This is a genomic window from Methylicorpusculum oleiharenae, assembly GCF_009828925.2.
Classification (GTDB): domain Bacteria; phylum Pseudomonadota; class Gammaproteobacteria; order Methylococcales; family Methylomonadaceae; genus Methylicorpusculum; species Methylicorpusculum oleiharenae.
In genome coordinates, this window is the sequence record NZ_WUTY02000001.1 from 1,222,262 (window position 1) to 1,234,687 (window position 12,426).

Here is a 12,426-nt window from a genome sequence, read left to right on the forward strand (position 1 = left end):
TTTGATTTAAAAGGATGCATAAATACGACCTTGTAACCCTTGTTGCAGAAGCCTTTTCAATCAGTCACTTAAACGCTTGAGAATGGTTATGTAGGGAAGCTCAGTATTGACTGCGCAAAAGAAGAGGAGGCATTCTTTTCTTGACTTACAAATAAGAATCATTATCATTAATATCGTGATGTGTTTTTAACTCCCCATCATAAGCCGCGGGTTTACAGAAGCTTTTATTTTGATGCAATGACTGCCCGCATTAATATTTGATTACTTGCGATTGAGGTCGGCATGTCAGATAGCCATGAAATATCAATTGTTAAGCAGGAATTAGAGCAAATGCATGCAAAAACCTGCTTGCTTATGACGCAGTTTATTGGTGGACATCAGTGTCCAAAAATTGCACACATGATCGTTAGTCATCTCCAATGGCTGGTTTCTCATACCCGAAACTCAGGCAGCCCAAACTCGTTGGCAATGTATTTACAGCTGCTGGAGCATTGGCAACAAGCAACGCAACTGTTATTGGAACGCAGGGCCACCAGACATAAAAAACAAGACTCTGTCATTCTTCACTAATCCCATCAATTCATGGACAGAGCCACAATTTGCGAGATGATTTCCTGTTCTATGAAAAGCTATTGTGCTTCTGTGCGGTGGGACAAGGTAATGATCTTGGGAGAGCATTGTGTGTTCGCTTATGCCGCCTTGCATACTGCACAGGTATCGGCCCAGGAGCAATCACCACTGGACCCTGTACTTAAATTGGATGGCATGGTTATTGAGGAGGTTCAACCGGTTGAGCCTTTGGATATGCCCGGAACGGTATCCTCTATTAATGCGGAAACCATTGAAAAAAGGCTGGTTCGCAACATCAAGGATTTAATCCGTTATGAGCCCGGAGTGAATGTCGGCAATGATCCCCAGCGATTTGGGGCGTCCGGATTTAATATCCGTGGCTTGGGTGGCAATCGTGTATTGATGCAAATCGACGGTGTGCGTCTGCCCGATGCTTTTTCAATCGGCTCGTTTGCCTCGGCAACACGCAATATGGTTGATATGGACGCGCTAAAATCGGTAGATATTGTGCGCGGTTCCGGATCTGCGCAATACGGCGGCGATGCCTTGGGTGGAACAGTCAGTTTCGTCACAAAAGATCCGCGTGATTATCTCGATATTTTTGGCAACGATTATTACGCTGATACCAAGCTCGGTTATAACAGTACCGATAAAAGTTTCCTTAAGACCGCAACACTGGCTGGAGCTGCCTTGGGTGTCGAAAGCATGCTGCTGTTTACTCATTCAGAAAGCAGTGAAACCGACACGCAAGGCGATAACAAAGAGTTAAATCCAAGACGTACCGCACCCAGTCCGCAGGATAATGAAATTTATAACGTTTTGAGCAAATTGCTCTACCGGTTTGACGAAAATAATGTGCTGCGATTAACGGGCGAATGGATGCACAGTCAATCGGAGATTGATGCCCTGCATGCCAGGGATAAGGATTATACCAATCGGTTTGTGCACAGCTTGATAACCAATGATAGTCAAACTCGCTGGCGGATTTCATTGGATCATACCCTGGATAGACTCGATTTTGCATTATTCGATTCTTTGTTCTGGCGTGCTTACCGGCAAAAGTCTGCAACCACTCAAATTACCGATCAAGATCGCACCGGAAACCGTGTTCTGGAGGGTCGCCATTTGATCAATCGCATATTCAGTTTCGATAACGATGATACCGGCGGTGAAATTCGTTTCGGTAAGCAATTTTCCACTGGGTTTGTAAATCATTCATTGGAGTTTGGCGGGCAATACAGTCAGAACGATATCATTCAAAAGCGCGACGGCAGCATGACCTATACCAGCGGGACATCAAACGGCCGGTATAAACCCGGTCAAGTATCCAAGACCGTATCGGTAGAAACATTTCCGTTGCGCGATTTTCCGGCCAGTACCGTAACTAAAGCCGGTATGTACGTGCAGGATACACTTTCGCTATTAGACCGGCGGATTGAGCTTATTCCGGGTGGACGACTGGAGTTTTATAAACTTTCTCCGGAGCCGGATGCTTTATTTGAAAAATCGTCGGAGGGTATTGTCCCGTCGAAAATCAATGAGCATCAATTTTTACCCAAGTTCGGCGCATTGTTCCATTTAACCGATATGTTTTCAATCCACGGCCAATATGCCGAAGGTTTTAGAGGACCCAATTTTTCCGATGCCAATTCCGGTTTCGTCAATACGGTCGCCGGTTACCAAAGTTTGCCCAATCCCAATTTAAAACCTGAAACCAGCACCGGTGCCGAAATAGGTCTGCGAGGGAAAGGTTCGGCCGGATTATTTGATCTGACCTTTTTCCGTAATGATTATAAAAACTTTTTATTTTCAGACACGCTGTGTACACCGACACTGGCTAATCCTTGCTCAGATTACGGGGGATACCTGACTTTTCAGGAGGTCAACAGCGCTGACGAATTGAGAATCCAGGGCGTGGAGTTTAAAAGCGAACTTTATTTGAACAGTTTTTACGCGCCATTATCCGGTGCCAGCTTGATTCTGAGCGGCTCTTATGCGGAAGGCAGGAATCTGGATACCGGCACCGTCAACGATGCCGCGTTGCGCACTATCAGTCCGATGAAGGGCGTTGTGGGGCTGCGTTATGACGAAGCTTCGGGATACTGGGGGGCGGAACTGATGCTGACGCTGGTCAGCGCAAAAAAGCCGGATACTGCGCCGGAAGATACACAGTTTTTGACTTCCGGCTACGGTGTTGTCGATTTTAATGCTTATTACCGGTTCAACGACCATGTCGCTATCAATGCCGGCCTGTTCAATATTCTGGATAAAACCTATATCGACTGGGAAGACGTCAATACCCGCTCCGGCGACCCGCATTCGGATTTGGGTACTTTTGCCAATGCCGATCTTTGGGAACGTTACTCTCGTCCGGGACGCAATGCCGGGATTACGGTCAAAGCTGCTTTTTGAGGAAATATATGAATACGGCCTGCAAAGATATCAAAAAAAAATTGTCGTCCCTTTTCGATGAGCTTTTTACTCACGAGGGTTATGCCGATCTCCGTGTGGAGATGCGCATTCTCAAACGCGGGCAAAAGGAAGTGATTCTGCATTGCGGCAAGCAATACCGCTATGTGACGGATTTTCGCCCGGATAGCCCTTCAACAAGGAAGGCGCCGGTTATCGATTATCCAGACGTAACCCACACCGAGGAAGCAAAATAGCGAGGAACAGATTTTACAACGCTTCGCCGTAGCCGATTCTACCTCTCTCCAGGCCGCGGATTGACAGTTAGGGACTGAAATGTGGCGTTTATCAAGAGAAAATCAACCGGCCCTGCGTTTTCGCGGCGAGGAGCAGGGTCTTAACAGTAAATAGGAAGCACGTTATGAATGCGTTAACAAAACTGACTTTGAGCACAGCTTTGTCTGTTGTATCCGGTCTTGCTACGGCAGATTTTACAAACGGCCCAAATCCTTATGTGGCAGGCTACGGGTTTGATTCTCCGCAACAAGCCTCCTGGGGCGGATGGGCAAGAGGCGATGCCGGGACCCTTTATGCTGAATGGGATACATTTGATGATGCTTCTTATGCTGGACTGCGCAATGCGGCGCCCGATGCGGGTAGCGCTAACATCACGAATGCTTATATCGGTTGGAGTCCGGGAACTTTTGCTGCAGGTACCGGAAATTTGTACAGTTTTTCGGTGCCGCAGTCTTATCAAGTTCAAGTGGCTGGCTCAGTAGTCGCGGCGTTAACCAGAGCCGTTTTGCAAATTGAAACCTGGGGTACTCAGTTGGATTATTCCGCCATTACGATGAACGGTTTAACTGCCTCATACAGTGCTACTCAATTCTCTGACCCGAATTATGCGAGTAGTTTCGGTACGGTCGATCTGGTTCAACATCTGCTTTATTGGGATTTGAACCAGCCTTCCGCAAACGGCAACTATGTATTTAATTTTGGCAGTGGTCCTCATTCAAGTCTCGGTCAAGTCGCTGTCGATATTGGTGCGATTGCCTCTGCAGTGCCGGCGCCGGTGCCGCTTCCTGCCTCTGTTTGGTTTATGGGGTCAGCGATTCTGGGTTTGCTGGGCTTTGGCAAACAGAATCGTTCTGCTGCCTGATCAAAATATGATTTTGGTGCGGGGCGGATTGTTTAATCCGCTCCAAACTTTAGGGACGGGGTTTAGAAATCCCGTCTTGATCAGGAATCTGAATTAATGCAGGGTCGCAATAACCATAGGACATCCGTTCATTTGAGGGTGTCTGGTAACCATTACTTTAAATCCGAAGGTATATTGAATCAAAGAGGGCCGTAAAATTTTCTCGGGTATATCAAGGTCGATAATCTTTCCGTTTTTAAGCATCGCGATTTGGTCGGCATACATCGCTGCCAAATTGAGGTCGTGCAAAATAGCGATCACTGCGATTCCCTGAGTTTTCGCCAGTTGAAGCGCAATCCTCAGAATGCTGTGTTGGTGGGCAAGATCGAGGGCCGATGTCGGCTCGTCCAGAAACAAGTAACGCGCTTGATCATTGCCTGATCCCCAAATTTGTGCCAGAACCCTGGCAAACTGGACACGCTGTTTTTCTCCTCCGGAGAGTTGGGTGTACTTCCGATTGCGAAGCACTTCAATACCGCAGGCCGAAAGTGCTTCACTCACCACCCATTCATCGCGGCAAAGGTCTCGTTTATCCGAGTGCGGACTCCGGCCCATCATAACCACTTCATGGACGGTCAAAGGGAAAGCAAGACTGGAGCTTTGCGGCAAAATGCCTCTGATTTTAGCTAATTCGGCGCGTCGCCAGTCGGGTAAGGCCTTGCTGTTCATGGAGATGTGGCCTTCATAGGTGGGCAGATCGCCGCACAAGGCTTTCATCAGCGTTGATTTGCCTGCTCCATTGGGGCCGGCGATCGCTAGAAATTTTCCTGGCGATACCGTTAAGGAGATGTTTTTGATGATGGGCGCACGGCCCAGCGTCACACTGATGTTGTTTGCTTGTAACATGTTAATCGCCCATGAGTTTGAGCCGGAGTAATAGCCACAGGAAGAAGGGGCTACCCAATAAGCCGGTGATTATTCCGATAGGCATTTCGGCTGGAGCAGCAACACTGCGCGCCAGAAGATCGGCACTCAGCAGCAGGGTTGCCCCTAGCAAAGCTGAACCGGGAACCAAAATACGATGATCTGGCCCCAGCCACAATCTCAGCACATGAGGTGTGACCAGCCCTATGAACCCAATGATGCCCGACAGCGCTACCGATACGCCCACTCCCAGCGCTACTAAAATGATGACTACGGTTTTGACGGTTTCTACAGGAAAGCCCAAATGACCGGCTTCAGCTTCGCCCAACAACAAGGCATTGAGTGCGCGAGATAACATCGGCAGCATGATCAGCGGCAATAAAAAAAAAGGCAGGCCGCTGAGCAATACCGGCCAGGTCATTCCGCCAAGACTGCCCATGCTCCAAAAAGTCAGGGTTCGTAATTGCTCGTCATTGGCAAGATAGACCAGTAAGCCGGTTACCGAACCCGACAAGGCATTGATAGCAATGCCGGCCAGCAGCAAGGTGGAGATGTTGACGGTGCCGTTGACTGTGGCTAGCCGGTAAACCAGGAGGGTGACGGCAAAGCCACCTGAAAACGCAGCTAAAGGTAACAGTGTTGTGCCTAACCAGCCAGTCAGAGCCGGTAAAAATAACGGACCTAATATGATGACCGAAACAGCTGCCAGGGCGGCGCCACTGGAAATGCCGATCAAGCCGGGATCTGCGAGAGGATTGCGAAATAATCCCTGCATGGCTGCGCCGGAAACGGCCAAGGTGCCTCCAACCAACAAACCCAGAACCAGCCTGGGTGAGCGAATCGCAGTTAGTACGGCATGTTGCTCAGGCGTAAAATCCCAGGGTAAATCAATTCCGGCGGTATGGCCCAGGATGGCAAGGATTTGTAAGGGTTCAATGGTTACTGCACCGGTTCCCAGCGACAACAGACAGGTGATAATCACTAACCCGGTCAATAACCCTAATGCGTAGTGCCTATCCGATCGCTGAGTCACTTTTTGAGAGTTCGTAGGATTAACTGATTCGATTCGGCCTATGCTCATAATCCAGATTTTAAAACTGAAAAACTTTGGATTTGGCGGCTTAAATCCAAGGCAGCTTGACCGGTTCTAGGGCCGAAACCCAGTAAAAAGAGTGTATCCATGACAATAACGCGGTCTTTGTGTCCGGCCGGCGTCAATTTAATGCCGGGTCTATTCAAGAGATTTTCCAGGCCGCCGACAGAGTTGAGGGTTAAATCGGTACACAAAATGATGTCGGGTGCAGCTGTTATCAACGCTTCAGTGCTTAGCGGTTTATAGCTGGTAAAGCTGTTCATCGCATTGCTTCCGCCGGCTAACTGAATCATGGCATCGGCAGGCGTATCACTGCCGGCCGCCAGCAGATTGCCTTGTGAAACCGTCAATAAAAACAGGATGCGTGGCCGTCGGTCTGAGTGTCCGCGCGTTTTTTCCAGTGTGTCGAAGTCTTCGCTTAGCCGGGCAAGCAGGGGTTCGCTTTGGTTCTGCTTGTCTACTAGCGCCGCGATATGTCTGATTTTTTTGATGAGACCTTCTTTTGAATAGTCTTCCTCTATCGTTTTGACGGGTATGCCTGCAGCGCTGATTTGCTTTAATACAGTTGGTGGGCCTGCCACAGGAGAGATTAACAGCAAGTCAGGTGCCAGGGATAAAATGCCTTCAGCCGACAAGTTGCGCTGATAGCCCACGCTGGGCAATTTTGTTGCAGCTTCCGGATAGGAGCTGGTAGTGTCTGTACCTACCAATTGTTGACCTGCGCCCAAGGCATAAAGAATTTCGGTGATCCCGCCTCCTGCAGAGATGATTCGGTGGGCACTGATACGTTCATTTTCTCCGGTTACCTGAGGCAATTCAGCTGCTTGCACTGATAAGTGCGAACTCAAAAAGAGCGCTGCCGATACTGGCAACACGCTGCACCTCAGTAACATGAACAATCGTCGATAGTCTCTCATCGTGATCAATTTGACTGGCTTGAAGAACGGTTTGAGGCTGTCTTATGGCCCCTATCATTAATGGGGCGAAGCTGGTCCATCGCGTCGCCTTCGATAGTGAATGCACGCGCAAAGCCCTGAACAAAATTACCTTTTTGAGGCGTAAGACGGAACAAATGAAAATCCTGTAACTGTTTCAGGAAATTGATGAACTCACCAAATTTGGCTTCAAACAGTGACATGATTTCTTCGAACGCTTGGCTGTCTCGTGCCACTTCCAGGGCAGTGCATTGATAGGTTACGCGTTGCCGTGCAAACAAATTGACGGCTTTGTCTTCATCTTCAATAAACAGCACGCCCGCCAGCCCGCTATGGGCCATATTGCGTGTATGTGCGGCCAGTTCGCTGACATAGACATAAAAACTGCCTTCGTATTTTACATAGGCTGCATAGCTGGCTTCAGGGAAGCCTGTCGGGCTGACGGTAGCCATCAATAAGCTGTTAAACCGTTCCGGCAGTTGTTGGCAATTCTCGAGAACTTCGTTCATATCAATCGTTTTGTCTTTCATCTGGGGTTTCCTGGTTACTCAGTAAGGGCTGAATCGTTTGTCTCTTTAGTCAGCTGCGGTCGGTAAGTGATGAGGATAGTACTGTTATAAATAAGCCTGTATTCGTATGCAGAGCTAAAAGTTAGGGCGCCGTAATTTCAAAGACGCTTATCTTAACCGGCTTCCTCCGCTAACCTCCTCGCTAATCAAGTCGTTCCATAGGTTCATGCTGCCCGTTTCTTGGTCGGCGTTAAGTAACATCAACGCGATGATCTGATGATTGGCATCGACGAACTCAAGGATCTTCAGCACCTGTTTTTCATCGGTGCTTTGAGTCTTCACTCTAAAGCCGGACATGGCTTCCGTGTTCAGGTGGAGGCTAAAATGCTCGTCCAAAATGTTAAACCAAGGTCCGGTGATCCGGATATTATGGATGGGGCCTTGATAAACCTGAATGCATCCGAAATTTCTAACGCAGATGCTGATGCTCAAACCCTGCGCTGCTATTTTGTTTAAAAGAGGTTCTAATAAATCGGGTGTCAGAAAATCGAGGGTTGATGTGTCAGTTTCAACTTGGTTAGACACTATGCCCATGGTCATCAGGCCGGTATAAAAATCTTCGCTATCTCTGTGGCGATGCATTGTCTGCGTTACGCATCGGGAGTTGAATGTGGCGATGTTAAACCGGGTAAAGCGAGGCGGCGAGTCAATTGTTTGATGCTGGGATTGATCGGCGGATGTCAGTTGCTTGACCAGTGCATGGTACCTACTTAAATCACTGTCCGCCGTCATATAAATTTTATGAATTGCCGAGCCGTCAGCCGCAAAAAATTGCAGGCTGAAGCGAGTTTCGTTGAGGGACGGTTCCATCACGCCAAAAGCGGCATGAATCACTTGGGGCAATAACTGTAAATTAGCGGCGTCGCTCTTTACTCGGCAGCCTTCATCTGAATGGTGAATTACAGTATAAAGTCCGGTTGTTTCATGCACGGCAAAGTCATTTCGTGTCAAAGCCATGACGGTGCCTATTGTCGGTAATGCCTTAAATATCTCCGGCCAATCCAGGTTAAGCCGCGTCACTGTGCTGCCGCATCCCGTTGCAAGCAGTTCCGCTTCGCTCACATTCAGCGTTGCTGCTGCTTCCCTGATTCGCAGGCGCGGGATGGCAAGACACAGTTCAGTCCATTCTTGTTTAAGAGCCTGAGGTGAGTAGGGGTCGGTGTAGATGGGATTTAAATTCATGAGCATGATCTCTGATCAGTAAAAATGCAGTTGTGTAAACACATAATCCGGACGCACTGTTTTGAGTCGGGATCCAGCGGGTATAAATCTGCGGCGCATAGGTGATGATGTGCCAATAACTGCTGAATTTTTTCAGGCCTAATAGCCACCTGTATCCGTTTTTCATCCGAATGGGACGGTGTGTTTGTCTTTTTTTCTCGTATCCATTTAAGCGATAGGTAAGGCTGCCAAAGCCTGGAAAGTCTAAGGACGATGCTATTGCCAGTTGCCTTTAATAAATCAAGTCCACCCTTTTTGGGACTGGATGATGATTTTCTTATTGTCTGAACCGGTTGCGCAACATTAGAAAATAATTGGAAATCAGCTTTAAACATGATGGTTACCCTACAAAGCTAAAAATCTACCGCTGTCCTTATGAATTAGGAACGGTTTGAATTTATACTAATGCGAATCATTCCTATTTGCAAGAGAAAGAATAATAATTTGATTCCTCTTTGTCTAATCTGAAAAGCTGCAAGTGTTCTGATTGTCCAAAAAGTTATCAAAATTTTTGCAGACACATCCCTGCCAGTTACGGATAATGGCTTATGAATATTATTAATCCTACTCTCTCTTCCTCGTCCCCAGTTAGCGCTGCAGGCCGCTCATTTAACGAATTACCACTGCCGGAAGCTATGCTGGCGACGCTGCAGCAGCTTGAATACCTGAGCATGACACCGATTCAGGCCGCCAGTCTGCCGATTACGCTGGCGGGTCACGATTTGATAGCTCAAGCCAAGACGGGTAGCGGCAAGACGGCAGCATTTGCATTGACGCTATTGAACAACCTGAATCCGCGCCGTTTTGCGGTGCAAGCAATGGTTTTGTGCCCGACACGTGAACTGGCCGATCAGGTTACTCAGGAAATCCGCCGTTTGGCCCGATCTGCGGACAACATCAAAATACTGTCTTTGTGCGGTGGGACTACGATGCGGCCGCAGATGACGAGTCTGGAGCACGGGGCGCACATCGTTGTCGGAACTCCGGGCCGGATCATGGATCATCTGCAGCGGGCCAGTCTGAATCTGGAAGCACTTAATACGCTGGTACTCGATGAGGCCGATCGTATGCTCGATATGGGCTTTTACGACGATATCGCTTATGTAGCCAAGCGTTGTCCTGCCGGACGTCAGACCTTGTTATTCTCGGCGACTTATCCCGAGGGAATTGACCGGCTGGCAAAACAATTCCAGCGTAATCCTCAGGAAGTGAAACTGTTGGAACAGCATGAGGACAGCAAAATTCGCCAGCGTTTTTACGAGATCAAAAACGAGGAGAGGTTGCAAGCTGTTGGCATTTTGCTGAGACATTATCGCCCGGTTAGCACGCTGGCTTTCTGTAACACCAAACAACAATGTCGTGACTTACTGGATGTATTGCATAAACAGGGCTTTCATGCACTGACTTTAAACGGCGATCTTGAACAACGCGAGCGTGATCAGGTGCTGATCCAGTTTGCCAATCGCAGTTGTTCGGTGCTGGTGGCGACTGATGTTGCTGCGCGCGGCCTGGATATTAACCAACTTGAAGCGGTCATCAATGTCGATGTGACGCCTGATCCTGAAATTCATATCCATCGTATTGGCCGCACCGGCCGTGCCGAGGAAAATGGCTGGGCATTGAGCCTGTGTAGTCCTTCAGAATGGAACCGGGTCAACGCGATCGCAAAAATGACCCACAGCGAGCCGGAGTGGCACAGTCTTGCATCATTGGAAAGCGGGGGAGACAGCTCGCTGTTGCCGCCCATGGTAACGCTGTTGATTCTGGGTGGACGCAAAGAAAAAATCCGTCCCGGCGATGTGTTGGGCGCGCTTACCGGTGAAGCCGGATTCACCCGTGAGCAAGTCGGTAAAATCACGATAACCGATCAAACCACGTTTGTGGCTGTTGCCCGCGATATTGCCCGAGAAGCGGTTCGCAAGTTGTCGGCAGGTAAGATCAAGGGCAAAAAAGTAAAAGTCCGGATATTGAAGGACTAAGTTAATGCCATTCGCAATGAATCGATAGGCAGGATTGCAGGAGCGGGCCATGCCCGCGACCTAAGCGGGTTCAATCGCGGGTATGGCCCGCTCATACAAAATAAGCTTAAATTAACGGCAGTGGTGTTGGCCCCATCTCAAGTTGTCCCGTTCTACAAGTAAAGCCGCTAAAATAAAACTTGTTTTGTTTCGGCAGGAGAGATTTATGAGTCAGCGCCTGAGAGCATCCAATAAAGAAATAGTGGGCTGGGCGATGTTTGATTTCGCTAACCAGGCCTATACCCTATTGATCATAACGGTCGTATTCGGTGATCTGTTCACCCGGGTTATCGTCGGCGATGCGCCCGACTATCGCCTCGGTAATTTTCTTTGGAGCCTATCACTGGCTTTAGGTTATTTGGGGGTGGTCATTCTTTCGCCGATTGCCGGTGCCGTGATGGATTACACGGCCAGCAAAAAACGCTTTTTATTTGCCAGCTATCTGCTGACAGTGGTGAGTACCGGCGCGCTTTATTTTGTGGCTCCGGGTTATGCCTGGCTGGGTGTGTTGCTGTTGATCGTTTCCAATTTTGCCTATTCGATAGGCGAAGCCTTTATTGCCGCTTTTTTGCCCGAACTCGGACCTCCTGAGGATCTGGGGAAGATTTCCGGATTTGGTTGGGCGCTAGGTTATATAGGCGGTATGGTCTCGGCTGTTTTCGTCTTATTGGTTCTGGGCGAGGTGAGTGCTGAAAATTTCGAGAGCATTCGCTGGGTTGGGCCCTGGGCTGCTTTTTTCGTCTTTGTTACGGCTATCCCTACTTTTTTATGGGTCAGGGAACGTGGCGTGTCCAGACCTTTGCCGCCTGGAATCGGCTATTTGCGATTAGGCATCAGTCGAGTGCGTTCCACGATTGCGCATATCAAGGATCGCCGCGATCTGGCGGTGCTGCTGGTGTCTATTTTTTTCTCGATGTGCGGCATCTACATCATCATCACTTATGCCTTTATCTATGGTGCGCAGATTATCGGCTGGGACGAGCAGGTCAGAACCTGGATGTTTATAATCGTACAGATTACCGCAGCACTTGGCGCGGTAGCTTTCGGCTTTGTTCAGGATCGCCTCGGAGCCATGTTTACCTACCGTTTGACATTGGTATTATGGATGCTGGCTATCGCGCTGATTTATTTGACCCCTGCGATAAGCGATGCCCTGCGAACACACTTTGGCGTGGATTGGCAGGCGCAGTATGTCTTTTTGCTGGTAGGGAGTTTGGCGGGTTTGTGCCTAGGTTCCTGTCAGTCATCCACTCGAACGCTGGTAGGGCTTTTTTCGCCGTTGTCTCGTTCAGCCGAGTATTTCGGGTTTTGGGGCTTGTCGATGAAGCTGGCCGGTATGACCGGTTTATTGGGTCTTGGGCTGCTGCAGGTACTGGTCGGTCTGAAAAGCGCTATTTTATTCTGTATTGTCTTGTTCGGCGCGGCGTTTTTGTTCAGCCGTCATGTCAATGAGTCAAGAGGCCGTGCCTTGGCTGAGCAAGCGGATGCCGGGTAATTGGATATTGAGTTTCTCTCTGACTCTTTTAGCTATGAAAGTGAGCGATTCTAA

General features: G+C 48.9%; 11 protein-coding genes. 6 read left to right on the forward strand and 5 right to left on the reverse strand.

Annotation, left to right across the window (positions count from 1 at the left end):
* Positions 1-282: 282 nt before the first annotated feature.
* The 4 genes from GO003_RS05720 to GO003_RS05735 all read left to right on the forward strand — a co-directional run bounded on the left by GO003_RS05720 (position 283) and on the right by GO003_RS05735 (position 4,138).
* On the forward strand, positions 283-570 hold the full coding sequence (locus tag GO003_RS05720) for a hypothetical protein (RefSeq protein WP_159652008.1): 288 nt from the start codon (positions 283-285) through the stop codon (positions 568-570).
* 90 nt (positions 571-660) lie between these two features.
* On the forward strand, positions 661-2,982 hold the full coding sequence (locus tag GO003_RS05725; protein WP_164505699.1) for a TonB-dependent hemoglobin/transferrin/lactoferrin family receptor: 2,322 nt from the start codon (positions 661-663) through the stop codon (positions 2,980-2,982).
* Between the two features lie 8 nt (positions 2,983-2,990).
* A complete protein-coding gene (locus GO003_RS05730) occupies positions 2,991-3,236 on the forward strand; it encodes a pilus assembly protein (protein WP_159652004.1) in 246 nt (81 codons plus the stop codon).
* A 164-nt stretch (positions 3,237-3,400) separates the two neighbouring features.
* Positions 3,401-4,138: a VPLPA-CTERM sorting domain-containing protein gene (locus GO003_RS05735; protein ID WP_159652002.1), complete on the forward strand. Its 738-nt coding sequence runs from the start codon at positions 3,401-3,403 to the stop codon at positions 4,136-4,138.
* Between the two features lie 93 nt (positions 4,139-4,231).
* Here the strand turns inward: GO003_RS05735 and GO003_RS05740 are convergent, their stop codons facing one another.
* The 5 genes from GO003_RS05740 to GO003_RS05760 all read right to left on the reverse strand — a co-directional run bounded on the left by GO003_RS05740 (position 4,232) and on the right by GO003_RS05760 (position 8,820).
* Complete coding sequence (locus GO003_RS05740; protein ID WP_159652000.1) at positions 4,232-5,023, reverse strand: heme ABC transporter ATP-binding protein; 792 nt, start codon at positions 5,021-5,023, stop codon at positions 4,232-4,234.
* A 1-nt stretch (position 5,024) separates the two neighbouring features.
* Entirely contained in the window at positions 5,025-6,074 is a 1,050-nt protein-coding gene (locus GO003_RS05745) for a FecCD family ABC transporter permease (RefSeq protein ID WP_231088840.1), read from the reverse strand.
* 44 nt (positions 6,075-6,118) lie between these two features.
* Positions 6,119-6,982 carry a heme/hemin ABC transporter substrate-binding protein gene (locus GO003_RS05750; protein ID WP_231088841.1) on the reverse strand — a complete coding sequence of 288 codons (864 nt, stop codon included), beginning with the start codon at positions 6,980-6,982 and terminating at the stop codon, positions 6,119-6,121.
* Positions 6,983-7,056: 74 nt separating this feature from the next.
* The gene (locus tag GO003_RS05755; protein ID WP_159651994.1) at positions 7,057-7,599 is read right to left on the reverse strand and encodes a HugZ family pyridoxamine 5'-phosphate oxidase; all 543 of its coding nucleotides are present in this window, start codon (positions 7,597-7,599) and stop codon (positions 7,057-7,059) included.
* Between the two features lie 147 nt (positions 7,600-7,746).
* Positions 7,747-8,820 (reverse strand): ChuX/HutX family heme-like substrate-binding protein, encoded by a 1,074-nt coding sequence (locus tag GO003_RS05760; protein ID WP_159651992.1) that lies wholly within the window; start codon positions 8,818-8,820, stop codon positions 7,747-7,749.
* A gap of 587 nt (positions 8,821-9,407) precedes the next feature.
* On the opposite strand from GO003_RS05760, the gene dbpA reads away from it, so the two are divergent.
* Positions 9,408-10,838, forward strand: a complete 1,431-nt coding sequence (dbpA, locus tag GO003_RS05765; RefSeq protein ID WP_159651990.1) for an ATP-dependent RNA helicase DbpA — start codon at positions 9,408-9,410, stop codon at positions 10,836-10,838.
* Between the two features lie 205 nt (positions 10,839-11,043).
* Positions 11,044-12,372, forward strand: coding sequence for an MFS transporter (locus tag GO003_RS05770; RefSeq protein WP_159651988.1), 1,329 nt, complete (start codon positions 11,044-11,046; stop codon positions 12,370-12,372).
* The last annotated feature ends 54 nt before the right edge of the window (positions 12,373-12,426 follow it).